Origin of the sequence: Bradyrhizobium liaoningense (assembly GCF_018130825.1) — a bacterium.
Lineage (GTDB): Bacteria > Pseudomonadota > Alphaproteobacteria > Rhizobiales > Xanthobacteraceae > Bradyrhizobium > Bradyrhizobium liaoningense_B.
Map to the genome: position 1 here is coordinate 247,956 of NZ_JAFCJS010000002.1, position 26,699 is coordinate 274,654.

General features: G+C 65.0%; 21 protein-coding genes. 13 read left to right on the forward strand and 8 right to left on the reverse strand.

Translation table 11 applies throughout. From position 1 onward, the window contains the following. Positions 1-169: 169 nt before the first annotated feature. Entirely contained in the window at positions 170-802 is a 633-nt protein-coding gene (locus JQ603_RS09660) for a MarR family winged helix-turn-helix transcriptional regulator (protein ID WP_212338736.1), read from the forward strand. Here JQ603_RS09660 and JQ603_RS09665 read toward each other — a convergent pair. Then, complete coding sequence (locus JQ603_RS09665) at positions 783-1,682, reverse strand: LysR family transcriptional regulator (RefSeq protein WP_212338737.1); 900 nt, start codon at positions 1,680-1,682, stop codon at positions 783-785. The genes JQ603_RS09660 and JQ603_RS09665 overlap by 20 nt on opposite strands. A 111-nt stretch (positions 1,683-1,793) precedes the next feature. On the opposite strand from JQ603_RS09665, the gene JQ603_RS09670 reads away from it, so the two are divergent. The 9 genes from JQ603_RS09670 (at position 1,794) to JQ603_RS09710 (ending at position 14,048) form a co-directional block, all read left to right on the forward strand. Next, positions 1,794-3,002, forward strand: a complete 1,209-nt coding sequence (locus JQ603_RS09670; RefSeq protein ID WP_212338738.1) for an arabinose transporter — start codon at positions 1,794-1,796, stop codon at positions 3,000-3,002. Next, positions 2,999-3,778 (forward strand): carboxymuconolactone decarboxylase family protein, encoded by a 780-nt coding sequence (locus JQ603_RS09675; protein WP_212338739.1) that lies wholly within the window; start codon positions 2,999-3,001, stop codon positions 3,776-3,778. The genes JQ603_RS09670 and JQ603_RS09675 overlap by 4 nt, the downstream gene beginning before the upstream one ends. Before the next feature lie 118 nt (positions 3,779-3,896). Then, a complete protein-coding gene (locus JQ603_RS09680; protein WP_212339965.1) occupies positions 3,897-4,295 on the forward strand; it encodes a (R)-mandelonitrile lyase in 399 nt (132 codons plus the stop codon). Between the two features lie 54 nt (positions 4,296-4,349). Further along, complete coding sequence (locus JQ603_RS09685) at positions 4,350-5,123, forward strand: SDR family NAD(P)-dependent oxidoreductase (protein ID WP_212338740.1); 774 nt, start codon at positions 4,350-4,352, stop codon at positions 5,121-5,123. 402 nt (positions 5,124-5,525) lie between these two features. Further along, positions 5,526-6,755, forward strand: coding sequence for a CHAT domain-containing protein (locus JQ603_RS09690; RefSeq protein ID WP_212338742.1), 1,230 nt, complete (start codon positions 5,526-5,528; stop codon positions 6,753-6,755). A gap of 10 nt (positions 6,756-6,765) precedes the next feature. Further along, positions 6,766-8,364 (forward strand): hypothetical protein, encoded by a 1,599-nt coding sequence (locus tag JQ603_RS09695; RefSeq protein WP_212338745.1) that lies wholly within the window; start codon positions 6,766-6,768, stop codon positions 8,362-8,364. Between the two features lie 75 nt (positions 8,365-8,439). Continuing rightward, entirely contained in the window at positions 8,440-11,793 is a 3,354-nt protein-coding gene (locus JQ603_RS09700; RefSeq protein WP_212338748.1) for a DUF7379 domain-containing protein, read from the forward strand. A gap of 184 nt (positions 11,794-11,977) precedes the next feature. After that, positions 11,978-12,652 carry a response regulator transcription factor gene (locus JQ603_RS09705; RefSeq protein ID WP_130371747.1) on the forward strand — a complete coding sequence of 225 codons (675 nt, stop codon included), beginning with the start codon at positions 11,978-11,980 and terminating at the stop codon, positions 12,650-12,652. A 1-nt stretch (position 12,653) separates the two neighbouring features. After that, on the forward strand, positions 12,654-14,048 hold the full coding sequence (locus JQ603_RS09710; protein ID WP_212338751.1) for an ATP-binding protein: 1,395 nt from the start codon (positions 12,654-12,656) through the stop codon (positions 14,046-14,048). A gap of 224 nt (positions 14,049-14,272) precedes the next feature. Here JQ603_RS09710 and JQ603_RS09715 read toward each other — a convergent pair whose 3' ends face one another. From JQ603_RS09715 to JQ603_RS09730, 4 genes are all read right to left on the reverse strand, one after another. Then, positions 14,273-15,562 carry a M20/M25/M40 family metallo-hydrolase gene (locus tag JQ603_RS09715; protein ID WP_212338753.1) on the reverse strand — a complete coding sequence of 430 codons (1,290 nt, stop codon included), beginning with the start codon at positions 15,560-15,562 and terminating at the stop codon, positions 14,273-14,275. 252 nt (positions 15,563-15,814) lie between these two features. Continuing rightward, on the reverse strand, positions 15,815-17,416 hold the full coding sequence (locus JQ603_RS09720) for a TRAP transporter large permease (protein ID WP_212338755.1): 1,602 nt from the start codon (positions 17,414-17,416) through the stop codon (positions 15,815-15,817). Next, positions 17,413-17,952 carry a TRAP transporter small permease subunit gene (locus JQ603_RS09725; protein ID WP_145831530.1) on the reverse strand — a complete coding sequence of 180 codons (540 nt, stop codon included), beginning with the start codon at positions 17,950-17,952 and terminating at the stop codon, positions 17,413-17,415. Before JQ603_RS09725 ends, JQ603_RS09720 begins: the two co-directional genes overlap by 4 nt. Positions 17,953-18,225: 273 nt before the next feature. Then, positions 18,226-19,152 carry a LysR family transcriptional regulator gene (locus JQ603_RS09730; protein WP_212338758.1) on the reverse strand — a complete coding sequence of 309 codons (927 nt, stop codon included), beginning with the start codon at positions 19,150-19,152 and terminating at the stop codon, positions 18,226-18,228. Between the two features lie 80 nt (positions 19,153-19,232). On the opposite strand from JQ603_RS09730, the gene JQ603_RS09735 reads away from it, so the two are divergent. From JQ603_RS09735 to JQ603_RS09745, 3 genes are all read left to right on the forward strand, one after another. Beyond that, positions 19,233-20,132 (forward strand): NAD(P)-dependent oxidoreductase, encoded by a 900-nt coding sequence (locus tag JQ603_RS09735; RefSeq protein WP_349630737.1) that lies wholly within the window; start codon positions 19,233-19,235, stop codon positions 20,130-20,132. A gap of 8 nt (positions 20,133-20,140) precedes the next feature. Further along, a complete protein-coding gene (locus tag JQ603_RS09740) occupies positions 20,141-21,670 on the forward strand; it encodes an aldehyde dehydrogenase family protein (RefSeq protein WP_212338763.1) in 1,530 nt (509 codons plus the stop codon). Between the two features lie 147 nt (positions 21,671-21,817). Continuing rightward, positions 21,818-24,067: an ABC transporter substrate-binding protein gene (locus JQ603_RS09745; RefSeq protein WP_212338765.1), complete on the forward strand. Its 2,250-nt coding sequence runs from the start codon at positions 21,818-21,820 to the stop codon at positions 24,065-24,067. Positions 24,068-24,148: 81 nt separating this feature from the next. On the opposite strand, the gene moaA is transcribed toward JQ603_RS09745, so the two are convergent. The 3 genes from moaA to JQ603_RS09760 form a co-directional block, all read right to left on the reverse strand. Next, the gene (gene moaA / locus JQ603_RS09750) at positions 24,149-25,183 is read right to left on the reverse strand and encodes a GTP 3',8-cyclase MoaA (protein ID WP_212338767.1); all 1,035 of its coding nucleotides are present in this window, start codon (positions 25,181-25,183) and stop codon (positions 24,149-24,151) included. 108 nt (positions 25,184-25,291) lie between these two features. Next, complete coding sequence (locus JQ603_RS09755; protein WP_212338769.1) at positions 25,292-25,762, reverse strand: hypothetical protein; 471 nt, start codon at positions 25,760-25,762, stop codon at positions 25,292-25,294. 155 nt (positions 25,763-25,917) lie between these two features. Continuing rightward, positions 25,918-26,592, reverse strand: coding sequence for an HAD family hydrolase (locus JQ603_RS09760; protein WP_212339966.1), 675 nt, complete (start codon positions 26,590-26,592; stop codon positions 25,918-25,920). Between the last annotated feature and the right edge of the window lie 107 nt (positions 26,593-26,699).

Consider the following 26,699-nt stretch of genomic DNA (forward strand, 5'->3'; position numbering starts at 1 on the left):
CGATCGGGCTGAGGTTGCGGCGGTACCACCACCGCCGTTCCGGCTTCAAGGGACGGTATACCGGACCCAACAAGTCCCGACGGGAATTCAACCTTCATCGAATACGGCGGCGTCTCGATTCCGGATCGAGATGCCAGGACGGCCGTTGCCTGGGGACTTATCAGTGACAATGGCAATTGAGATTTTACAGCTCCTGGTCCGATCGGCCGACAGCTGGATTTTTGAGGGCAGTGTTTCGGGTCTGAGCGATCGTGAATGGATGGCCTTGCGCTATCTTGCCCGCGCAAACAGGTTTTCGAGGACGCCGAGCGCTCTTGCCAGCTTTCTGGGCACGACCCGCAGCGCCGCATCGCAGATTGCCGCCGTGCTGCAGAGCAAGGGATTGATGGTCCGCAAGCCAGTTGCAGAGGACAAGCGTTCGATCGCGCTCTGTCTTACGGGAGCAGGCGAGAGATTCCTCGATCATGATCCGATGAACGCTCTGCGAGACCGGCTTGTGGCACTTGATGTCATCGATCGATCTCAGCTGCTCGACACGCTTCGCCGCGTCCTGGTCGGGTTCGACGTTGGCAAGCGCCGCCATCATGCCGACGTTTGTACCGGATGCATGTTCCTGATCGAGAGGGGCGAGGGGAAGGACCGACATTTCAGGTGCCAATTCTTCCGGAAAGCCATCGCCCAAAAAGACACGACCCTGCTTTGCGCCTATTTCGAGGGACGGAGCGAGAGGTCCGCTATAGGAGGCCCGCAAGACCTTTTGGCGAAGGCCATGCGAGCACCTGCTATTTCCGGCGATACCTGAGTGCCTCGACCAGGAGCGAAAAGGCCGGCGAGGGTTGGCGGCGGCTCGGATAGTACAGATGATAGCCCGAGAACGGCGGACACCAGTCCGATAGCACCCTGACAAGCTTGCCGCTGGACAGGTAGGGCTGCACGTGTCCTTCCGTGAGGTAGGCGAGGCCCAGGCCCTTGAGCGCTCCGTCGAGCAGAAGGCCGGCGCTGTTGAAGACGAGCTGTCCGTCGACGCGCACATTCAGCTCGCGGCCGCCTTTCTCGAACTCCCACGCATACAGGCTGCCGCCATGGGTCGGCAGGCGCAGGTTGAGGCAGTTGTGGTGCGTCAGATCCTGCGGAATCCTCGGGCGCTTGCGTGCGGCGAAGTAGGAGGGCGAACCGACCACGGCCATGCGAAGGTCGGGACTGACGCGTACCGCGATCATGTCCCTGGCCACGAGCTCACCGGGTCGAATGCCCGCATCGACCTGCTGCGCCACGATGTTGGTGAGACCGTAGTCGATGACGATCTCGACATGGATGTCGGGGTATTTCGGGAGGAGCCTGGCCAGTGCGGGCAGCACGATTTCGGCGGCGGCGTATTCGGTCGCGGTCAACCGCACGGTCCCGGCCGGTTTCTCCCTGAGCTCGCTGAGCGCGGCGAGGTCGGCGTCCATCTCGCTGAATTTGGGAGCGATGCTTGCAAACAGGCGTTCTCCGGCCTGGGTCGGTGTGACGCTCCGCGTCGTCCGGTTGAGCAGCCGCATGCCGAGCCGCTCCTCCAGGTTCCGGATGATCTGGCTGAGCGCAGACTGCGTCATGCCGAGCTTTGCCGCTGCACGCGTGAAGCTGCGTTCGCGCGCCACTGCAAGGAAGGCGAGGAGATCGCCCGCATCGTCCCGGTTCATTAATTAGCCCAGCTAATGACTGCATTCGAAATCTATCACCTAATCGGGGAAGCGCGGAAGCTCTAGGTTCGGCTCAGCCATCAGACCAACGAAGCAGGAACCGAGAGAGGCATGTCGGCAACAACGATGCAGGAGCCGGTCGCGGGCCCTGGCGGGGCTGCAGCCTTGCTGCCGATCATGGGCGTGGTCTTCGTGGCCTTCCTCGTCATCGGCGTTGCGATGCCCGTGCTTCCGCTTCACGTCCATGATGGGCTGGGCTTCGGCACCTTCGTGGTCGGCCTCGTCGCCGGCAGTCAGTTTGCGGCCTCGCTGGTGTCGCGGCCATGGGCGGGCCACTTTTCGGACAGAAGCGGAGCCAAGCGCGGCGTGGTCGCCGGTCTGCTTGCGGCCGCGGTGTCCGGACTGCTGTATCTGGCTTCGCTGGGATTGACCCACGCGCCGCTGATCTCGGTCGCGATACTTCTGCTCGGGCGCGCGTTGTTGGGCGCGGCCGAGAGCTTCATCATCACCGCTGCGGTGAGTTGGGGGCTTGCACTTGCCGACAGCCGCAGCACAGGCAAGGTGATCGCCTGGGTGGGGTCAGGGATGTTCGCGGCCTTCGCGATCGGCGCGCCCGCAGGCTCCGCGCTCTACGCTGCCTATGGATTTGCCGCGATCGCGACCGCGACGGCGGTGGCGCCGCTGCTGACACTGCTGCTCGTCGCGCCGCTTCCCGCAATTGCGCCGGTGCACCAGGCGCGTCTCTCGTTCGTTCAGGTGGTCGGATCGGTGTGGGCGCCGGGTTTCGGCTCGGCACTCGGCAGCGTCGGGTTCGGTGCGGTGACGACGTTCGTCGCCTTGCTGTTCGCGCACCGTGGATGGGCGAGCGGCTGGCTCGCCTACAGCGCCTACGCGGTCGCGTTCATCCTGGCACGGGCGTTCTTCAGTCACGTGGCTGACGCAGTCGGCGGCGCAAAGGTCGCGCTGGTCTGCGCGCTGATCGAAGCGGTCGGGCAGGCGCTGATCTGGCTCGCCGCCCGACCCGAAATGGCGCTCGCCGGCGCGGCGCTGACCGGCTTCGGCTTCTCGCTGGTGTATCCCGGCTTCGGCGTCGAAGCCGTACGCCGCGTTCCCGCGCAGAGCCGCGGCCTCGCCATGGGCGCCTACACCGCCTTCCTGGACCTCGCGCAAGGGCTCGCAAGCCCTGCGCTCGGACTGATCGCGACCGGCGCGCGCCTCAACACCGTGTTTCTCGTCAGCGCCATGACCGTGCTCTGTGCCGCACTCGTCGCCTGGTGGCTGATCGCGCACCCCTCAACATTGGAAGGATCCGAGCGATGAAGCTGCTCGCAGTCACCCTGTTTTCGTTCTGCCTGTGCGCCGGCGACGTGGCCGCCGCCAGCGAGGTACAAGGAGCCCATCTTATGTCGAAGCCCGAAGACATCCGCGCCGTCGCGCCCGCGCTCGAAAGCTTTGCGCAGAAGGTTCTCAAGGACGATCTCTGGAAGCGGCCGGGCCTCTCGGTCCGGGACCGCAGCATCGTCACCGTCGCGGCTCTCATTGCCCGCAACCAGACGGTGGAGCTGCCGACCTATCTCGGTCTCGCGCTCGACAGCGGCGTGAAGCCGTCCGAGATCTCCGAGATCATCACGCATCTGGCCTTCTACACCGGCTGGGCGAATGCGATGGGGGCGATCCCGGCGGCGCGGGATGCGTTCAGGAGCCGCAACGTCGGCGCCGATCAACTGCCGCCGGCCTCGGGACCGCAGCTTCCGCTCGACGAAGCCGCGGAGAACCAGCGCGCGAGCCGTGTCGGCGACCAGTTCGGGCAGATCACGCCGAGCCTCGTGCAATACACGACCGACGTGCTGTTCAGGGATCTGTGGCTGCGGCCGGCGCTGGCGCCGCGCGACCGCAGCCTGGTCACCGTGAGCGCGCTGATCGCGACCGGCCAGGTCGCGCAGATCACCTATCATTTGAACCGGGCGATGGATAACGGGTTGACACGTGAGGAGGCCGGCGAGGTGCTCGGGCATCTCGCCTTCTACGCCGGCTGGCCCAACGCGTTCTCCGCGGCGCCGGTCGTCAAGGACGTCATCGAGAAACGTCCGCACTGAGGGAAGCCGGACCATGCCTCACGTCACACGCAGGGAGGCGCTGATCGGCGGCGCCGTCGCTGCGATCGGAGTTCGCCACGCGCTTGCGGCCACAGCACAGAAGGAAGCCCACATGGACATCGACATCAAAAGAAACGGATCGCGCCCCTCTCAGAAGGGTCCTACCGACTGGTTCACCGGAACGGTTCGCATCGATCCGCTGTTCCAGGCGCCCGATCCCGCGCGCGTGGCGGCCGGTCAGGTGACATTTGAACCGGGTGCCCGAACCGCCTGGCACACGCATCCGCTCGGCCAGACCCTGATCGTCACCGCCGGGCTCGGCTGGGTGCAGCGGGAGGGCGGCCCGGTCGAAGAGATCCGGCCCGGCGACGTCGTGTGGTTTCCGCCGGGACTGAAGCACTGGCACGGAGCCTCGCCGACGACAGCGATGACGCACATCGCCATCCAGGAAGCCCTCGGCGGCAAAACCGTTGACTGGATGGAGAAGGTCAGCGACGAACAATATCGCAGGGCATAGCTCGCGGAGAAGCCACGTCGAGCTTGCGTTCTGCGAAGACCCAGGGAGCAGCGCATGGCGATCGTCTTCATCACCGGCAGCACGGATGGTCTTGGCCGGGCAGCGGCGCAATCGCTGCTCGATCAGGGACACCGCGTGGTGCTGCACGCGCGCTCGGCCGAGCGCGCCGCGGCGGTCGCGGACTTCGCCTCGCATGCCGCGGGGATCGTGGTCGGCGACCTCAGGAGCGCCGTCGAGACGAAAGGCATCGCGGACCAGGTCAACGCGATCGGACGCATGGATGCGATCATCCACAATGCCGGCGTCTATACCGAGCGGAGCCGCGGCCCGACCGCGGAGGGACATGCCGGCACGCTGGCGATCAACACGCTGGCGCCGTACATGCTGACGGCCCTGATCGCGCGGCCGAAGCGGCTCGTCTATCTCAGCAGCGGCCTGCATCGCGGCGGCGAGGGCTCATTGCGCGACCTCGACTGGACCCAGCGAAGCTGGGATGCGGGGAAGGCCTATGCCGAAAGCAAGCTGCACGCGGTCGCGCTGGCTTACGCGCTGGCGCGGCGCTGGCCGAACGTCCTCTGCAATGCGGTCGATCCCGGTTGGGTGCGCACCAGAATGGGCGGTGCGGGCGCCCCCGTGGATCTCGACACCGGACAGCGGACACAGTCCTGGCTCGCCGTGAGCGAGGAGCCGGCCGCGATGGTCAGCGGCCGCTACTGGCATCACCTGCGGCAGGAGCCGCCGGCCGCTGAGGCGTCCGACCCGACATTCCAGGACGCGCTTATCGCCAGACTGGGCGAGCTGACAGGCGTGCAGCTTCCGATGGCGTAGCCTGCAACTAACACGCTCCAAACCACGGGCGGGATCAATAAACCGGGAGGTGTGAAGCGGCTCACATTCGCCCCGGAGAATTGGCTCTAGAAAAGCTCGGGAGCCGGCAAGCTTCCGCTCTGCGCCGATGGCCGCGATGGGTGCGCCAGCCGCGAAGCTCGGAGCGGCAGGCCTGAACTCCGGTTCCGCGTCGTTTGGACGATCATTCGATTGGATTTCAAGCGGGCGCCCACCATCGATGGTGAGCGTCCTGGACGGAAAACAGACCGGCAGGATGCCGGCACCGCGGATGCGGAGAACAGCGCCGGCTCGTTTCGCCCGTTGCGCGCTTTTCTGTCCGGCATAGACTTTGAGTAGGCGTGAGGATTTTGCGCCGGCTGTTGCGCGGCTGAGGGTTGCGTCGTGGCGAAAGTCGTTTTCAATCTGACCATTGAAGATAGTGGCGAAAGTCATTGCCGCATCGTCGCGGAATACAATTCATCGAGCCGCGAGATTGAAGTCGAGAAGCTCAAGCCGAGCTTTCGTCAGAATCTGAGGCCGTTGCAGGAGGCCATTCTCCAATGCGCTGCCGCGCGCAACGCCGACGTAGCATTGCGCCCGCGAAACGATGCGGTCGCGGCAAATGGCGGTGATGAAGCAAGACCCGCTTTCCGTGATGCCGCGGGAAGTCTGACCTCGGGATCGGACGAGCGGATCGTGCAGGAGGTCGGATCGCAACTCTTCGAGTTCATCTTTCAGCGCAAGATCCTCGAGCTCTATCAGGAATGTTCCCAGGCGGCGCGAAAGGTCGATCAGCCGTTCCTGATCCGTTTGCGGGTCACCGATCCCACGCTCGCCTACGTGCCCTGGGAGACGATGTACGACAAGAAGAACCGCTTCTACGTGACGACGTCCCAGAGCACGCCATTCACGCGTGCCGTCGACGACTATGCCGAGGAGCGCAGGGTGGCCGCGGCAAGGCCGATACGGGTGCTGGGCATGGCCGCACGGGTCAAGGTGTTGAACGGATTCCCGCTGGACGAGATCGAGGTCGATGCCGAGCAGGTCGCGATCAAGAAGGCGCTGAGCGAGCTGAACGACGGCAAGCGGCTGAAACTGTCGTGGATACCCTCGGCGAAGGCCCGGGATCTCAACCGCCGCTTCCTGAGGGGGGATGAGGGCAAGCGGTGGGACCTGTTTCACTTCATCGGGCATGGCGGCCACGATCCCGAGCGGCAGATGGGCTTCATCGTGGTGCAGGAGGAGGGCGGGTCGAAGGGGATCAGGCTCTATGCCGACATGCTGAAAGCGTTTCTGACTCAGCCCGGTCAGACGCCGAGCCTCGTCGTCCTGAACTCCTGCAGCGGTGCCCAGGGCGAACCCGGCTCGCTGTTCTCGAGCACCGCCGCCGAGCTCATTCAGGGAGGCGTGCCCGCCGTGATCGCCATGCAGTTCGAGATCAGCGACAATATGGGTCTGGCCTTCGCCGACACCTTCTACACCTATCTGGCGGAAAGCGTTTCGATTCAGGCGGCGCTTGCGCATACCCGGGCCGAATTGAAGGCGCGGCAATTCGCCGAATGGATTTCGCCGGTTCTGTACATGCGCGGCCTCGACGGGGAAATTTTCGTGGACCGGGCCGGATCGGAGTGAGTTTTCATCCATGCAAGGCGTTGACCCGTCGATCGTAGCTCTCTGCCTCGGTGCGATTGCGATCTGCGTCGTCAGCGCGATCGACTTTCACGCGCCCTTCGAAATCTCGGACATTCGCTATGCCGTGATGCGCGATCGCTATTATTTTGCGGTCTTTGGCTACGTCATGATCGCGGTGGTGTTCTATTTCTTCGTCGCGATCCTGCTGTCCCGCGGACTCGAACCGCTCGTTGCGATACCTGCGACGATCGCCTTCATGGTGCTGGCGCCCCACCTGCCGCTGCTCGGTTGGGTGATCGATTTCCTGCGGACCATGATGCAGACGCTGGCCCGCTACCCGCAGGCCGTGGAGACGGTCATCGTGGCCATCGCGCGGTCGCCGATCAGCGTGACGGAGCGGGCAAGGCCCGAGTTGCAGCGCGAGCTCGAAGGCTACGGCGTTCCCGCCGGGCTGATCGAGAAGGCGCTCAATGACGACAACGACGTGCTCGCCGTCGGCGCGGCAACCATGATCAAGCAGGTCGCTTCCCTCCACACCAGTTTTGTCGCGCTGCGCGAGAACAAGCGGTTCGACAGGTTTTTCCGGGCCCGGAAAGCCGCCTTCGACGAGATGGAAAAGCAATATCGGCGCATGCTGCGACGCTCGGCCCGTGCGCTCCTGCTGACGGAGGACATCACGGTGTCGGACGTGGACGCGATGGAGCTGGTGCTCGAGATTTCCGATTTCATCGCGGAGGAATGCGAGGATCTGCGCGTCGCCTACCAGCGTCGATTGGCCGAGGCGACGCTGTCGGTCGTCGACAGGCGCGACTCCCGGATCGAGCTGATTTCCAGCTTCGGATATCACACTGTTCTCCCCCAGCCGCTGCCGTTTGCCCCCCTGGTGATCATCTTCGTGCTCGACTTCGTGGTCTCCGTCTTGCCGCTGCTCTTCATGAACCTGTCGAAGAACTATGAAGTCGGCTCGCTGACCGGAGGGCTCTCCTCCGCCGCACATGCGGTAGCCCTGACGATCTCGATCTTCTTTGCGATCTATCCGAAGGCCTCGACGAATTTCGCGCGCCCCTCGCTATACGCCTTGCCCTGGCGCTCCTACGTGGTGTTCGGGGGGCTATCCTATCTGATCGGCAACGCCGTGCTCTGGATCACCTACAGCACGATCCCGATCGCGCCCGGCTGGCTGGCCAGCGGTCATCCGCTTGCGGCAAGCTCGCTGGTGTCCCTGGTCTTCCTGGTCAATACGATGGTCCTGAGCATTCTTCTCGACGTGCGGCTCCGGGCCGATCGACTGGACTATCACGAAGCAAGGCTGAGGGATGGCGCGACCCATGCGGTGGTCATGGCCTCTACCATGCTCTGTCTTCTCATCGGCTTCACATTGGTGAGCAGGCATTTTGGCCTGAACATGCCGTACATCTCCTGGCTGCAATACGGGTTCATCGTCGCTCTGTTCGGCGTGCTCGGCTTCGTCATGGGTTATCTCGTGCCGTCGACCGCGGAAGCCTACATCGAGGCCAACAAGCTGATCCGGAAATCGTCGGCGCTTGATGGCAATCGGCTCGAATGGGCGGCACCGGCGTCTCAGCCGAGCACGCAGCTCAGATCTTGATTTCATGCCGGGCTCGCAAGCCCGTGCGCCATATGAGGACGCGACGAAGCAGATCGTCTGGAGAGGGGCGAAGTCATGGCTGAACTCGAAGTAGCGAACGGGATCGTGGTTCGCAGTCCCGACGATGTCGAAATCAGGATCGTTCAGGACGGTCCCGTTCGCCGCGGATTTCGCCGGGGCACTGCCAGCCAGATCGATGGCGCCGATCAGCTGAGGGGAGCGTTGGCGTCCGACTTCACCATCGCGGCCGAGGTCGAGATGGTGCCGACGCGCCCGGGAACGCGTGCGCTGCGACGGGACGCATCGACGCCGACGCAGATCGAGGTCGAAGTCGACCCGTCTGAACGGGCGCTGGTCCTGATCGAGGGCGCAGGCGGCGTCTATGCCTGGACCTATCCGCAAGCGGCGGGCCAACCGTCAAGGCGGCGCGGAGCTGGACAGGTTCTGGTATTTCCGCTGACGGCTGGGGCGAGGGGTTCGCCGCGCGGCATCGTCCCCGCCAGCGGCAAGCGCGGTCCCGTCCTCGACTGGGTGTCCGACAAGCTGATCGATCCGGTCCGTGCCTATGTGCTGAAGTTCGCCGCCAGAACGGCGATCGACGTGGCGACCGACTACATCGAGGGGGACAAGGAAGAGGGCATCGTGGTGATGGCCGGGTCCGATCCGGCAGCATGGACGCCGGCACGATCGGCGCGGCCCCGACTGCCGCAGGATCGCCCGCTGAAGATCCTGCTCATGGTGCACGGCACGTTCTCGTCGACGGCGAGCGGCTTCGCGCAGCTCGCTGGCTCCGACAGCGGGAAGACGTTCCTGTCGAAGGCCGGCGCGCATTACGACGCCGTCCTCGGCTTCGATCACAAGACCCTGACAGTCGCACCGGCAGAGAACGCGGCCGCTCTTGTTGCCGCGCTGCAGGCGCTCGGAATCCCCAAGAATTCCTCGATCGACGCTGTCATCCACAGTCGCGGCGGACTGGTCTATCGCGTGGCCGAAAATCTGCTCGCGGAGAAGCGGCCCGACATCCGGCTCGGCAAGGCCGTCTTTGTCGGCTGCACCAATGCCGGAACGCATCTGGCCGAGCCCGAGAACTGGGCGGCGATGATCGACCTCTACACCAACGGGATCATGGCCGGCGTCCGCGCGGTGTCATTCCTCGCAGGAGGCGCGGCGCTGAGTCCCATCGTGTCGCAGGGGATCAAGACCGTTGGCCGTTTCGTCCAGGCGTTCTCCGAAGTCGCCATCGACGAGGGCCGGGTGCCCGGACTTGCCGCGATGCGCCCGACAAGCGATCTCGTCAAGGAACTGAACGGCGCGGCCGGTCCTCTCGACGGGCTCGCAGCCTATCATGCGATCACGTCGAATTTCGTCGCGCAGATCGCGCCCGACAAGGGCGTGACCAAGGAGTTCGCCGAGTTCGTTGCCGATCGCGTGACAAATCGGCTGTTCCAGCTCGACAACGATCTGGTGGTGGATACGGCGTCGATGACGTCGTTCGGGACCCGTGGCCCACGCCTTGCGAAGGACGCGACGTTTGCTTTCGGCGATACGGACGACGTGTTTCATACCACGTATTTCGCGACCGACATCGTGCCCGCGAAATTGAGCGAGTGGCTGGGTCTTGGCGCAGCTCGTCCCGAGAGAGCCCCGGTGCAGATCGAGCTGCAGCAGCCGCCGCCGCGACGATCGAGGCGGGGAGTGGGCTCCATTGTCGAAAGTCCGCTTGAATCCGGTGTGGCTGCGCGCGAATGGGAAAGCCCGGGATCCGGCCCCATGTCGGACACGCTCACATTGCGACGGACGCGATCCCGCTCCGCTCCTTCGGCGAGGCCAGCCAGACCGCAGCAGGCGCCTGCCGCAGGTGACACGCCACCCCCGGTATCGACGTCGCCCGATTCACGAACCGCGGCCTGCTATTTTGCGGCGGAGATCGAGTCTCATCCGCCGCCGAAGAAGCCGGTCCCGCTGTTCGTCACGGTCTCCCGCGAGAAGATTCAGGCCGCGCAGAGCCCGGCTTCGGCCGCGCTGGATGCACCGGTCAACGTCGATACGGCACGCGCGATCGTCGTCGAGGTCATCGCGCGCAAGAATTGCCGGGTCATCGGCGACACCAGCGCCGAGATCGACCTGCCGCGGGATCAGCGGGCGGAGTCGCTCCGCTTCGTCGTGGAGGGCGCCGCGGAAGGCGCCGCCGACATCCTGGTCGAAGCAAGGCAGGGCCCGCGCATTCTCGCGTCATTTACCCTGGCGCCCGTGTTCGTCGATGCCGACAGCAAGACCCTGCGCCGGAGCCAGGCTGGACTGGCCATGGCGGCACATCCGGACGAGCCGGCGGTGCTGCGGATCTACGAGATCGTCGAGAGCGGCAAGGTGACGCTGCGTTTCGATCTGGCCTGCGTCGACCCGAACATCGCGGTTTCGGAATCGCGCACGCTTCCGGGCGGCTTCTCCCGCGATGTCTATGTCGCGGAGATCTTCAAGGGCATCGAGAGCGCGTGGCTCGCAACGAACCGCTTGTATGACCAGTTCCTGTCGCGCCTGCAGGCCAACGGAATCGTCATGGCAAACGAGTTGCTGCCGGACAAGGTGCGCGAGGCGTTGTGGACCCACCGCGACGCGATCCGCGCGATCCAGGTCATCTCGGAGGAGCCGTTCATTCCCTGGGAGCTGCTCTACATCAACGACCGGAAGTCCGGACCGGACGGGAAGGGTTTTCTCGCGGAATGGGGGCTGGTGCGCTGGCTGCACAGCACGCCGTGGCCTGGTCCGCAACTCGCCATGCGCAATGATCGCGTCAACTGCGTGATCCCGGCCTATGTCGATCCCGGCCTGCAGCTCGAAGGCGCCGATGCCGAACGTCAGATGCTGGCCAAGCTCTTCGGCAGCCCGCGCGAGGTGACGGCCGAGAGCATCGCCGTGACCAGCTTCCTGCAGAAGGATGCGAAGGACTGCGACGTCCTGCACTTTGCCTGCCATGGCGAGGCCGCACAGCGCGCGGTGATGACGGCCGACCTGTTGATGACGGGCACCAAGGTCGACGGCAATTTTGCCCAGGACTCGCTCTCGGCGGATCAGGTCAAGGCGTATGCCCGCTTCGCCGAGAGCGGGCCGAATCCGATGGTCTTCATCAACGCCTGTCAGACCGGGCGCGCCGGGCGCGGCATCGGCGGAGGTGTCGCCGGCTTCGTCGACGCCTTCCTGCGGCCGTATTCCGAGCGCGGCGCCGGCGCGCTGGTCGGCGCGCTCTGGTCGGTCGACGACAAGCTGGCCTACAGCTTTGCCGAGGCGTTCTATCGTTCGCTCAAGCAGGGAGATGCGCTGGTCGATGCCGTCCGCGCCGCGCGCGAGGCCGCCAAGAACCGGAAGGAACTGACCTGGCTCGCCTATTCCGTGTATGGCAATCCGTTCGCGCGCGCCGCGGATGCTCCCTAGCGGGATCCATCCGCCGCCCTCGCATCCCGGGCTCGCGCCGGATCGGCTTACATGAACCTGACGGGACCTTCGAGGTCGGCCTGCCCGGTGCTTTTTCGCTGGCCGAAACCGGACGAATGGGGGAAGAGAGCACGGATGCGGCGCGAGCCGTGCCGTGACACCGGACCATCCGGCAGGAAATGCGATGCGCCTTCTGATCGTCGAGGACAATGCCGAGCTGTCGCGGCTCGTGGCCGCCGGTCTGTCGGCGGCCGGCTATGAGAGCGACATCGTCGGCAGCGCGGCCGAGGCGCGCGAGGCGGTCAGCAGCGTCAGCTACGCCGCGATGATCCTCGATCTCGGCCTCCCTGATGGCGACGGCCTGTCGGTGCTGCGCGAGTTGCGCCGGCAGATGGAGCCGCTGCCGGTGCTGGTGCTGACGGCGCGCGGCGGCCTGCAGGATCGCGTGAGCGGCCTGCGCAGCGGCGCCGACGACTATCTCGCAAAGCCGTTCGCGATGGAGGAGCTGGTGGCGCGGCTGGAGGCGATCCTGCGCCGGCCGGGCCAGCTGCTCGGCCGCTCGCTGCATCTGGCCAACCTCGTCTACGACACCGAGAGCCGCCAGATCTTCGTCGACGACCAGCCGCGGATCATCTCCGCGCGCGAGACCTCGGTGCTGGAGATCCTGCTGCGCCGGCAGGGGCGGGTGGTGCCGAAGAAGAACGTCGAGGACCACATTTTCGGTCTCGAAGGCGAGGTCGCCTCCAACGCGGTCGAGGTCTACGTCTCGCGGCTGCGCAAGCAGCTCGCCGAGCATGGCGCCAGGGTCGTGATCCACACCATCCGCGGCGTCGGCTACCTGATGGCCGAGGAGAAATAGCGTGGCCGCCGCGAGCGCCTATGGCAGATCGCCGACGTTCAAATCGCTGATCTGGCGCATCGTGTTCCTGCACATCGTGGCCGTTGCGGTGGTTGCGATCTTCCTGCCGCTGGTGCTGTTCTGGCTGCTCAACTCGGAGGTCGACCAGCTCCATCGCGACGCCATGCGCGCCCAGGCCGAGGTGCTCGCCGAGCGCATCGTCCCGCAGGCGGATGGCACCTTGACGTTCATTCTGCCGGACAGCCTGCGAGGTCTCTATTCGGAAGCCTACGGCCGCTACCTCTACGACATCCGCGACGAGGACGGCCGTGTGCTGTTCTCATCCCGCCGCAAGGCGGGCGCCGCGACACCGGCGCCGCCGCTGTCCGAAACGATTTCCGGCGCCGGCGTGACGCGCGTCATCGAGGGCAAGACGGTGCGCATCCGCGTCGCCGAGGACCTTTCGCATCGCGATGTCATCATCGACGACATCATCTCGAACTTCTTCCGGCGGGTGGGCTGGATCACCATCCCCATCCTGCTGGTCCTGCTCGCCACCGACATCATCATCTTCCGCCGCGCGATCGCGCCGCTGTGGAAGGCCTCGGAGGAAGCCAGCAATATCGGTCCGGCACGCACCGACATCCGTCTGCCGACGGAGCAGATCCCGCGCGAGATCATGCCGCTCGTTACCGCTGTGAACCAGGCGCTGGACCGCCTCGAGGACGGCTTCCGGGTGCAGCGCCAGTTCACCGCGGATGCCGCGCATCAACTGCGCACGCCGCTCACGATCCTGCGCACGCGGATCGAGACGCTGCATGATGGCGCGGCAAGAGAGGCGCTGCACGCCGACATCGAGAGCATGAGCCGCATCGTCGCCCAGCTGCTGGAGATCGCCGAGCTCGACACCCTGGTGCTCGATCCCGGCGAGACCGCCGATTTGCGCGCCGTCTGCACCGAGGTGGTCGGTTCGATCGCGCCGTTCGCGCTCGCCCAGCACAAGGACATCGCGCTGAAAGGCGTCGATGCGCCGGTGCTGATCCACGGCAATGCCGAGATGCTCCAGCGCGCGATCTTCAACCTCGCCGAAAACGCCATCAAGTTCACTGCAACGGACACCGCGGTCGACGTCGAGGTCGGCGAGGACGGCTCGGTGCGCGTGCGCGATTGCGGCCCGGGCATCGCGGAAGCCGAGCGCGATTTGATCTTCCAGCGCTTCTGGCGCGCCGACCGCCAGCGCAGCGACGGCGCCGGCCTCGGGCTCTCGATCGTGCGCGGCGTCGCGGACGATCACGCCGCGACGGTGGCGGTGGCGAACCTTCCCGGCGGCGGCGCGGAGTTCACGCTGCGCTTTAGATTGGCGGAGGCGGGCGCTTTACCCTCTCCCCTTGTGGGAGAGGGTGGCTCGCCGCGATAGCGGCGCGACGGGTGAGGGGTATCTGTCCGCGAGTCCGGAATCGTAGGTGGGCAAAGGCGCACTGGCGCCGTGCCCACCATCGATCCAACACTGCAACAGAGAAGTGGTGGGCACGCTTCGCTTTGCTCACCCTACGATACTGAATTCGCGGAGAGATACCCCTCATCCGGCGCTTCGCGCCACCTTCTCCCACAACAAGGGGAGAAGGGAAGAAGAGGCTGGCGCTATTTCACCTTGCCGGTGGACAGATCCATGATCATGCGCGTGGTCAGGTAGAGACGCGGCACAATGGTGTCGAGCTTCACATATTCGGCATCGTTGGAATGCGCGCCGAAGCCCGAGAGGCCCATGCCTTCGACCACGGCGCCCTTGGTCTTGAGCGCGGCAAAGGCGGCGTCGGTGCCGCCGCCGGTGGCCTTCTCGTCGACCTTGAGAGGCATTCCGAGCTCCCCATAGATCGTCTTGCCGTAGGCCGCCACGCGGCGCGAGGCATCGTTGGCCTCCAACGGCGGACGGCGCACCTCGAATTTCAGCTCGACCTTGGAATCGGGCAGCAGGCGGTTCTTGATCTTCTCCTGCAGCGCTTTTTCCAGCTCGTCGAAGTCCGAGACCTTGAGCGCGCGCGCATCCGCCTGGGCCGTGGCTTCGGCCGGGATCACGTTGCGGTTGGTGCCGGCCTTGGAGACGGTCCAGTTCAGCTTCAGGCCTTGCTCGGGCTTGGACAGGTCCTTCATCTGAAGCACCTGGTGCGAGAGCTCGTAGAGTGCGTTGATGCCGCCCTCGGGTCTTGCGCCGGCATGCGACGACTTTCCGATCACCGAAAGATAGGCCGAGCCGATGCCGCTGGTGGCGAGCCGCAGCGTGCCGTCGGTGCCGCCGCCCTCGAACGAGAATACCACGTCCTGATCCGAGGCGAATCTTGTGATGGTGCTGCGCCAGCCGGGCGAGGAGATCTCCTCGTCGCCATTGGTGAGCACCGTGAGCGTGCCGTACTCCCTGAAGTTCAGTTTCTGCAGCATCGCCACGGTGTGGAGAATGAGCGCGACGCCCTGCTTGTCGTCGGAAATGCCGAGGCCATAGGCCTTGTCACCGTCGATGCGGAACGGCTGGTCTTTCAGCATGCCCTTCAGGTACACCGTGTCCATATGGGCGATCAGCATGATCTTCCTGCTGCCGGTGCCCTTGAACACGGCGTGCACGGCCGGACCGATTTTCTCGGGCGTGTCGTCGAGGCGATAGATGTCGGTGGGCTGCAGGATCTCCACTGTGCCGCCGAGCTGCCTGAGCTGGTCGGCCACCCGCCCGGCGATCTGGTTCAGGCCGTCGATGTCCTTGCTGCCGGATTCGATGCTGACGAGATCGCGCAGCGTGTCGAGCAGCGGCTGCCGCTCCTTCTGCGCCAGCGCGTGGACGTCGGCCACCGGCTCGGCGTGCGTGATGGTGGCAGTACATGTCAGCCACAGCGAGGCGATCAACGAAGCGACGAGCGAGGGAACAGGGTGCGATCGGGGCATGCGCGGCGGTCCATCGGTTGGAGGATGGGCCGGTATGCCTGTGTTCGCCGCGCGTGTCACGCGTGTCGGTCTCCACCCTCCCCTGGAGGGGGAGGGTCGGCGACCATTGAGCGCAGCGAAATGGGCGACGGGGTGGGGTGATCTCTCCACACGAACACTGCCCGCGGGGAGAGATCACCCCACCCCGCTCGCGCTACGCGCGATCGACCCCCCCCTCCAGGGGAGGGTAAGAGGGCAGGTGTGCGAGTCGCCTTACTTCTGCGGCGGTCCGAGATCCAACGGCGGCAGCTCGATCTGCGGGACCTCGATCTTGACCTTGTCGAGATCGACGTTGAGCGGCTTGTCGAGCAGGCCCGTCACCACGGACGGGAAGATGATCACCAGCAGCACCATGATCATCTGCAGGCCGATCCAGGGCATCGCGCCCCAATAGATGTCGGAGCTCTTCACTTCCTTCGGCGCGACGCCGCGCAGGTAGAACAGGGCGAAGCCGAACGGCGGATGCAGGAACGAGGTCTGCATGTTCACGCACAGCATCACGCCGAACCAGATCAGCGCCGCGTCCGGTCCCACCACGGGGGCGAGAATCTTCTGCGCGATCGGCGCGATCATCGGCAGGATGATGAAGGCGATCTCGAAGAAGTCGAGGAAGAACGCCAGGAAGAAGATGAAGAGGTTGATGAAGATCAGGAAGCCCCAGACGCCGCCGGGCAGCGAGGTCAGGAGATGCTCGAGCCAAACGCCACCGGAGACGCCGAGGAACACCACCGAGAAGCAGGTCGAGCCGATCAGGATGAAGGTGACCATGCAGGTGAGGCGCATGGTGGACTCGTAGCCCTGCTTGATGAGGTCGCGCAGGTCGGGAATGCGCGCGGCCTGGAAGCAGATCCATGCCACCGCGAGATAAGTCACCGCGAAGGCGAGCTTGAAGATCAAATTCTCGCTGTACAGGATCGCGATGATGGTGCCGATGCCGGCGGCGATCACGCCAATGACCAGCACCTTGCGATCGTTCGAGGTGAAGTCCTTGTGGTGGATCGCGGCGAGCACGATGGCGCCGACCGCGCCCATGGCGCCGGCTTCCGTCGGCGTCGCAAGGCCCATCATCATGGTGCCGAGCACGACGAAGATCAGCACGGCCGAGGGAATGATGCCCATCAGGCACTTCTTCCACAGCGCCCAGCCGGTCAGCGTGCGCGCTTCCTTCGGCACCGGCGGCACGTGGCCCGGCTTGATCAGGCCGAGGATGAAGGTGTAGCCGGCGAACAGCATGATCTGGAACACCGAGGGGCCCCAGGCGCCGAGATACATGTCGCCGACCGACTTGCCGAGCTGGTCGGCGAGCACGATCAGCACCAGCGAGGGCGGCACCAGCTGCGTGATGGTGCCGGAGGCCGCCAGCACGCCGGTGATGTAGCGCATGTTGTAGCCGTAGCGGATCATCACCGGCATCGAGATCAGCGCCATGGCGATCACCTGCGCCGCCACCGTGCCGGTGATGGCGCCGAGGATGAAGCCGACGATGATCACGGAATAGCCGAGGCCGCCGCGAACCGGGCCGAACAGCTGGCCCATCGAATCCAGCATGTCCTCGGCGAGCCCGCATCGCTCCAATATCGCGCCCATGAAGGTGAAGAACGGGATCGCGAGCAGCAGCTCGTTGGAGAGCACGCTGCCGAACACGCGGCCGGGAATCGCCTGGAGGAAGTTGAGGTCGAAGAAGCCGAGATGGATGGCAAGGAAGCCGAAGGACAGGCCGACTGCGGCAAGCGTGAACGCAACCGGGAAGCCGATCAGCATCGCCAGAACCAGGCCGCCGAACATCAGCGGCGGCATCATTTCCAGCGTAATCATTGGGTCGGCCTCTCGTACTTGGCGTCGATCGTCACATAGCCCTGGAGAGCCGCGATACGCTTGATGACTTCGGAAACACCCTGGAGCGCCAGCAGGACGAAGCCGGCGGGAATTACGAACTTGATCGGCCAGCGGATCAGGCCGCCGGCATTGCCGGACATCTCGCCGACGTCATAGGCCTGCATGAAGAACGGCCAGGACAGATAGGCGAGCAGGAGGCAGGCGGGAATCAGGAAGAACAGCGTGCCGATCAGGTCGAGCAGGAGCTGGCCGCGCTCGGACAGCAGCAGATAGAAGATTTCGACCCGGACGTGCTCGTTGCGCTTGAAGGTGTAGGACGCGCCGAACATCACCAGGATCGCGAACATGTACCATTGCATCTCCAGCCAGCCGTTGGAGGAGTAGCTGAAGGCGTAGCGGATCATGGCGTTGGCCGCGCTGACCAGGCAGGACAAAAGCACCAGGAGGTTACAGACGTAGCCGATCTTCTCATTGAGAAGATCGATGGCGTTGCTCACCGCCAGCAATGGACGCATCTTATTTTTTCTCCGTCGCGGTCTAACTTCACGGGAGCAGCATCAGCACGCATCGCTCGGTCCGCATGCGAAAAAGCACGCGACCGCACGGCTCGTTTTCCGAAAGCGTTGCGGCGTCAGTCCTCCCCTCGTGCCTTGCCGTCTTGACCGCGACCGCCAACGGGCGGGCCGGCTTATTGCTGCCGGGCAAGCAAAGGCGGTCGCACCAAACCAGCGGCTTCACCTGCCGTCAATCGGAAAATGGACAAATTGACGCGTGGTCAAAAGCTTAGGTTAGCGGCGGCCGGCGGCCTGGAAGGCCTTCATCCGGCTCATCAAGAACCTGAGCAACTGGCTGGCCGCGTTCGGCAGCTCGCGGCCCAACCGCGTGACGATGTGGGCTTCCGCCGAGGAGAGCAGCACATTGTCGACGGGGAGGGCGACCAGCGATCCGTCCTCGAGGTCCGCTGCCACCGAAAACGCCGGGAGCAGGGTGACGCCGAGGTCGGAGCGGACGAAATCTCTCAGGATGCTGATCGAGGTCGTGGTCAGCTTCGGCGAGAGACCTATTTTCTCGGACGTTTCGGCCATCGCGAGCAACTGACGCGTGCCGTAACCCGCATGCATGATCCCGAGCGTGTGCCTGGCGATCTCCCGAAGCTTGACCGGGCGGCGGAGCTTCGCGAGCGGATGGTCGGGGCGCGCGATCAGGCAGATCGGCTGACGGATGGCAGCGCAGGAGCGGATTCGCGGATCCTGGGGCGGGTGATAGACGAGCCCGATATGGCAGCGATCGTCGGCAATGGCGCGAATGACCTCGCTGGTGCCGGCGAGTTCCAGCGAAATGGTCAGCCGCGGATGCCGCCGCCAGAACTCGCCGAGCGCGCCGCCCATGAGATCGGCGACAAAGCCTTCGCCGAGCACGAGGTCGATGTGACCGCGGTGCAGCCCCTGGAGTTCCCGCAAGCGGGCCAGGGTGTCGTCGCGGTCCACGGTATGGCGACGGTAGTGTGCGATCAGGAGCTCGCCAGCCTCGGTCGGCCGCACGCCGCGGCTATGGCGGTCGAGCAGGGCGGCATCGAGCTCCCGTTCCAGCAGGGCGATCTGCCGGCTGACCACCGACGGGTTCACCCCAAGCGCATCGGCCGCGGCGCGGACGGCGCCGTAATGCGCGGCCTCGAAAAGGTAGCGGAGCCGGTTTTCGTCGAGTGCATTGCTCATGCCCTAATGTTGCCTATGAGGCAACATTAGGCAACCGCGCCGCTGATCCCCAGCCCGGGCCCGAATCCCTATGGTTTTGCCTGAAATCGCAGGGTGAGGGACTGGACATGGCGGTCGTCGGCGTCGTTGGGCTCGGGAATATGGGGCGCGGTATGGCGCTCTCGCTGACGCGGGCCGGGCACGAGGTGCTCGGGACCGACGCCTCGGAAAAGGTGCGCAGTGCGCTCGCATCGGAAGGTGTTGCGGTTTTCGAGAGTGTCGGACCGCTTTGCGCCCGCGCCGATCTGCTCATCCTCTCGCTGCCGACCGCCGAGATCGTCGATGCCGTCGTGGCCGGCGAGGGCGGAATCATCGCCCATGCACGGCCGGGCCTGCGCGTGGTCGACACCTCGACATCCCATCCCGAGACGACCCGCCGCCTTGCCGCAGCTCTCGCCGCGCACGGCATGTCCATGATCGACGCGCCGGTCAGCGGCGGCCCGAAGGGCGCCATCACCGCCACCATGACCATGGTGATCGGCGGTGCCGACGCCGATGTGGCCGCGGTCGAGCCTGTTCTTGCCGACATCAGCGCGAAGCGCGTCCATGTCGGATCGGTTGGCGCCGGGCATGTCTGCAAGATCATCAACAACCTGCTGTGCGCGGCGCATCTGTTGACCGCTGCCGAGGCGATGCGGATCGCGCGCGCGGCCGAGGTCGATCCGGCCCGGCTGCTCGAAGGCCTCAATGCCGGCTCCGGCCGGTCCGGCGTCACGCAGGTCAATCTGCCGACCTGGGTGCTGAACGGCGCGTTCGATTCCGGTTTCAGCATGAAGCTGATGCGCAAGGACGTGCGCCTGGCGAGCCAGCTCATCGGCGAACTCGCGCTCGACCTGCCGATCGCCGGGGAAGCCGCACGGGTCTGGTCGCAAAGCGCCGCCGCGATCGGCGACGGCGAAGACTTCAACAGGATCGTCGAGACTCAGCTCGGCAAGATGTGAGTGACACCATGACCCCTTTCATCGAAACGCGACTGCGCGACGCACTCGCGCCTTTCTGGCCCGACTGCGCGGCGATCGGCTCTCACGTCGCGGGCCGTATCGTTCCTGGTACCGGCGAGCTCATCGCGATCGATGATCCCGCAACCGGCGTGCCGCTCTATGCCTATCGTGATGCCGGCGAGGCGGTCGTTGCCGAGGCGGCAGCAGTGGCCAGCGCAGCGCAAGCCGGCTGGTCACGGCTCACCGGAGCGGCCCGCGGCCGCATCATGCAGGCGATTGCGCGGGCCATTCAGGGCAAGGCCGAGGAGCTGGCGCGCCTTGAATCGCTCTCGGCCGGCAAGCCGATCCGCGACACGCGCGTCGAGGTCGCCAAGGTCGCCGAGATGTTCGAGTACTATTCCGGCTGGGCCGACAAATTCCACGGCGACGTGATCCCGGTGCCGTCGAGCCATCTCAACTACACGCGGCGCGAAGCCGTCGGGGTCGTGCTGCAGATCACGCCCTGGAATGCGCCGATCTTCACCTGCGGCTGGCAGGTCGCACCCGCCATCGCCATGGGCAACGGCGTGCTGCTGAAGCCGTCGGAGCTGACGCCGCTCACCTCCATGGCGGTGGCGCTTCTTGCAGAACAAGCGGGATTGCCGGTCGGGCTCGTCAATGTGCTCGCTGGCTACGGCCACACGACGGGGCAGGCCGCGCTCGGCCAGCCGGCGGTGAAGAAGGTGGTGTTCGTAGGTTCAGTGCCGACGGGCCGGCTGATCGCGGAAGCCGCGGCCAAGCGGCTGCTGTCCTGCGTGCTCGAGCTCGGTGGCAAGTCCGCCAACATCGTGTTTGCCGACGCCGACCTCGCACGCGCTGCGATCGGCGCGCAGTCGGCCATCTTCGCAGGCGCCGGGCAGAGCTGCGTCGCAGGTTCGCGGCTGCTGGTCGAACGCTCCGTCTATGAGCGCTTCGTCAAGATGGTCGCCGATGGTGCCGCGAAGCTGAAGGTCGGCGCGCCCGACGCCGCGGACACCGAGGTCGGGCCGATCAACAATGCCCGGCAATATGCCCGCGTGCTCAGCATGGTGAAGCAGGGCCTCGCGGAAGGGGCAAAGCTCGCGACCGGCAGCGACGGCAGCACGGGGAAGGGCGGCTTCTTCGTCGCGCCGACCGTGCTGCGCGACGTCAGCAACAGCATGGCGGTTGCGCGCGACGAGATTTTTGGACCCGTCGTCGCCGCGATCCCGTTCGATTCCGAGGAGGACGCGATCGCGCTCGCCAATGACAGCGATTTCGGTCTCGCCGGCGCAGTCTGGACGCGCGACGTCGCGCGGGCGCATCGGGTTGCCGCGCAGGTCAGGGCCGGAACGTTCTGGATCAACTCCTACAAAACGATCAACGTCGCCTCGCCCTTCGGCGGCTTCGGCATGAGCGGTTATGGCCGTTCGAGCGGGGTCGAGACGCTGTTCGAGTACACCCAGGTCAAGAGCGTCTGGGTCGAGACCGCGGCCGAGCCGGCTGTGGGCTTCGGCTACGCGCCGGGGATTCGGGAGTAAGGCTTTAGGCTATTGTTTGAGCGGTCGTAGATCTTGCCGGGGCAATCGGGCAGGCTTGAAAAACGCTCTCAGCGGCGGCAATCTCCACCTGACTGAGGCCTCGATCTGGAGAATCTCGGCTCATGCCGACCGATGCGAGGATCGACGATGAAGCCGCGGCTGATCATGTGGCTTGCCGTTGTTGCGGGTGTCGCCCTGGTGCTCGGCATCGCCTGGGCCGCCATCCTCTGGACCCGCCCGGAGCCTATTCGCATCGCGTTCGCCAATTCGCTCTCTGGCCCATCCGCCCCGGCCGGGACGGAAAGCCTGATCGCGATGCAGCTTGCATTCGACGAAGTGAACGCCAAGGGTGGCGTCAGCGGACGGCCGATTGAACTCGTTCCGTTCGACGACGCAAGCGATCCAGCCGTGGCGCGCGCGAATGCGCAGGCGATCGCCGACAGCCCATGCGTCGCTGTGCTCGGCCATTATCTCAGCTCCGCATCGCTCGCGGCAGCGCCGGCATACAAGGATGCGCGGATTCCGGCGCTCACGGGAACCGCGGCTGCCGACGATCTGACATCCACCAATGATTACTATTTTCGTGCGCTGTCGCCGGTCTCCGCACAGGCGCGCTCGATCGCGGAGCATCTGCGCGCCGTGATGAAGGAGCCAAGAGTCCGTCTTGTTCACACGCGCGATTCCTACGGCAACAGTTTTGAGCGTGGATTTGCGGCGGCCTATCCGGCGGAGCAGTTGCGTGTCTTCGGACTGGACGTCGCAGCCGGTCAGATCCGATCGCTGGATGAGGCGCTGGACGCTGCCGCGCAGGAGCCCGGTCCCGGTGTCATCGTCGTCGGCGCGGCAGCCGACTATATCGCAGACATTGTCAAGGCGCTGCGTCGCCGCGGCATCAAGGGGATGATCGTCACAACCCAGGGTGCGGGCCGCGAAAGCTATTTGAGAAATTTCGTCAACGAGCCCGAGGAACAAACGCGTCCTGGTTTCTTCAGTGAGAATCTGTATGCGGCATCGTCGCTGATTTTCGACAGCGCCGGCGTGGCGGCGCAGGCTTTCGCCGCCGACTACAAAGCGAGAGCGGGAACCTCCCCAAGCTGGGTTGGCGGTGGCTCGTATGACGCCGCGCGCCTGATGATCGACGCGCTGAGACGAGCCGCCGTACATCGCCGGTTTATGGGGCAGGGGATTCAGAAACCATCCGACAGCAAGGTTGCGGATCGCGACCGGGTGCGCCTCGCACTGGCCGCGATCAACAGTCCAAAATCGGCGGTCGTCGGGCTGACGGGGCGGCTCTATTTCAACGCGAACCGCGACATTCCGCGCCCGATCCGAATGGGTTTCTTCCGTTACGGTCGGTTCGTCACGGCGCCGCTGCAACTCGTGCGCATCGATCAGCCGGATGGAATCGATCTCGACGCCGAACGGGAGAAGGGCCATGTCATCGCGTTCGAGGGTCGGCGCTACTGGATTCAACGCGTCGTTTATACCGGCATCGACATCATTCGCGTCAGTCGGATCGACGTGAAGCAAAATTCGTTCAACGTCGACTTCTATCTCTGGATGCGGTTCGCCGGCGACGATGAGGCGCAGACGCACGTCGAATTCCCGGCCTTGCTGGATCGCGGGGCGTTCGATGCAGCTCGGCCGATTCAGGCTGGACAGGAAGACGGCCTGAGCTATCGGCTCTATCGCATCAACGGCGATTTCAAGGCCCGTTTCGATCTCCATGATTATCCGTTCGACACGCAGAAATTGCGTCTGCATTTCCAGAACACGGAACAGCGGCGGGAACTCGTCACCTATGTCATCGATCGGTTCGGCTTGCGCCTTGCCGACGACGGAAGCTCGCGGGCCGAGGACGGGGCCTATTCCGGACTTCCGCTCTGGCGATTTCTCGGACTGAACTATTTCGTCGAATCCATGTCCAGCGGATCGACGCTCGGCAAGGCGTCCTTGTTTGATGCCGGGGCAATGACGGAATTCGCAGGATTCGATGCGACCATCGTGCTGCGCCGCAGCTCCTCCATCTACATGCTGAAGAACCTGCTGCCGATGTTCCTGCTCGTGCTCGTCGTATTCGCGACGCTGTTCTTTCCCGAAACAATGTTTCGTGAACGCGTGACGATCCCGGTGACCTCGATCCTGGCGAGCGCGGTGCTGCTCGTGGCGGTGAGCAGCCAGATCGGCGATGTCGGATACACGGTGGTGGTCGAAGAGATGTTCTACATTTTCTTTGTACTATGCCTGATGACGATATTGGCGGGCTACAAACATGAAAAACTTCGGGCCACCGGCCGAAAGCGCGCCGCTGTTGTTCTGGATCACGCAGCGCAGGTCATTTATGCCGGGACGGTGCTCGCTGTCATCGTCGTGCTCTACCGGCGCTATGCCTTGTGAGGCGCGTCGATACCTCGCCGGTCCGCCACACCTTCTTGAAATTCGCAGCATGAGTCCGGCCCTCCGGGGCCGGATCATGCTTCAGCCGCCAGTGACGCTCATGTGCCTGCTGACACTGGGCCGGTTGTGGCGACGGTCGATGATGAAATCGTGGCCCTTGGGCTTGAGTCCGATGGCGCGGTCGATCGCATCGGCAAGCAGCATGTCGTCATCAGATGCACGCAGCGGCTTGCGCAGGTCCGAAGCATCCTCGTGGCCGAGGCAGGTGTGTAGCGTCCCCGTGCAGGTGATCCGCACGCGGTTGCAGGATTCACAGAAATTATGGGTCATCGGCGTGATGAAGCCGAGCTTGCCGCCGGTCTCGGCGACGCTGACATAGCGCGCGGGGCCGCCGGTGGATTCAGCGAGATCCGTCATGGTGAACTGCTGGGCGAGGCGTGCGCGCACCAGCGACAGCGGCAGATACTGGTCGATGCGGCCCGATCCGATTTCGCCCATCGGCATCACCTCGATCAGCGTCAGGCCCATGCCCTTGCCGTGGGCCCAGCGCATCAGCGAGGGCAGCTCGTCCTCGTTGAGGTTCTTCAGCGCGACAGCGTTGATCTTCACGGCGAGGCCAGCGGCCCGCGCGGCCTCGATGCCTTCCAGGACCTTGTCGATCTCGCCCCAGCGGGTGATCTCGCGAAACTTCTTGGGATCGAGCGTGTCGAGCGAGACGTTGATGCGGCGGACGCCGCAATCGGCGAGTTCCTTCGCATGCTTTGCGAGTTGGGTGCCGTTGGTGGTCAGCGTCAGCTCGTTCAGGGCGCCGCTCGTCAGGTGCCGCGACAACGAGCGCACCAGCGACATCACGTTGCGGCGGACCAGCGGCTCGCCGCCGGTGAGGCGCAGCTTCTTCACGCCCTTGGCGATGAAGGCCGAGCAGAGCCGGTCGAGTTCCTCCAGCGTCAGCAGGTCCGCCTTGGGCAGGAACGTCATGTCTTCCGACATGCAATAGAAGCAGCGCAGGTCGCAGCGATCGGTGACGGAAACGCGCAAGTAGGTGATCGTCCGCCCGAACGGATCGGTCATCGCGCTCGACAGCGCAGCGCGGGGGCTCACGGAAGGTCCGTTCATACCAAATGCCTTGTCACTTACGGCGACGGGCGCACCTTTGCTTCAGCGGTGCTCTGGAAGCAATCTAAGCATCGGACGCGTCGAGGACAATCGGGTGGTATACGTAACTCAGCGCTTGCCCGCGTTCGGATCGGGGAACGGCGAGCCGGCCGCAGGTGCAGCATCGGCCGGCGCCGCGGCGGTCGCGGCCGGTTTCGGCTTCTTCGGCCGGTGCGGCTTGCGGACGGGCTTCGGCGGGGCGGCTGGCTGGAGCTCCGCAAGCACCGGATTCGGGTCGGTGGTGACCGAGGCAGGCGTGGTGAAATCGCCGGGATTCTTGATCACGTTCACCGGCACGCTCGCGGGCTGGTATTTTGGCAGCGCGAAAGCAACCGTGAATGGGGCGTCGGGCGCGGGAACCGAGACCGAGCAGGGGGTCTTGCAGCCCTGACCAAGCGAGGTCGTGGCATCAGCCCCGGGGGGATTGGATTCGAGCTGGACCTGAACGGTCGGGGGCGCCGATTTGAACATGTCCCAGGACATCGAGGAGCAGCCACCCAAGCTTGCTCCCGCTAGTGCAATCGCGATCACACGACGCATGAACCACCCACATCTGCTGCGACGAACCGCCACATCCCGGGCGGACCTTAGGGACGTCGCTGAGGGCAGGCAACTGGCGCGCCGCGCATAGTTAATAGTTGGTTAACGCGGGGTATCTTTGATTTTTTGGTGGGATTTCAGGATCTTGTCGAATGCTAGGCCATCATCAGGCTGCTGGCGGCTGCCGGGAGGTCGCGCATGTGGTGGATCAGCCGGTCCGGCTTCAGCTCGGCAATCGGTACGTCCGTGTAGCCGAAGCTGACCCCGATCACGGGAACCCCGGCCCGCCGGGCGACCCCGACGTCGGTTCCGGCGTCGCCGACCATGATGCTGGCCTTCACGTCCCCGCCGGCCCTGGCCACCGTTTCCCGGAAGATGGTCGGATCGGGCTTCTGGACCCCAAAAGTGTCGGCGCCGCAGATCGCCGCGAAGCGGCGGCTGAGGTCGAGCTGGTCCAGCAGCCGCTTCGACAGCCATTCCAGCTTGTTGGTGCAGACGGCGAGGCGATGGCCCTGCGCCGCAAACTGGTCGAGCGCCGCCTCGAGCCCCTCGAAGGGCCGGGATTCGACCGCGATATGCTCGGCGTAATAGGCGATGAAATCCGCCGTCATCCGGTCCATGTCGGCGGGCGTGACGCTCCGGCCCTCGGCCTCCAGCCCCCGCTCGATCAGCTTGCGGGCGCCGGCGCCGATCATGTTGCGGGCCGACGCCACCGGGACGGGCGGCAGGCCTTCGCGGTCGAGCACGTAGTTCAGCGCGGTGATCAGGTCGGGCGCCGTATCCACAAGCGTGCCGTCGAGATCGAAGACGAGGGTGTAGGGGGAGGTCATGGCCAAGCGCTATCGGGCCGGCCGGATCGACGCAAGGGCCGAAGCCATAAGTTCACCTTATAAGATCGGCCCAGAGGCCTGTTCCGGCGGGAAAAACGAGGCTACAT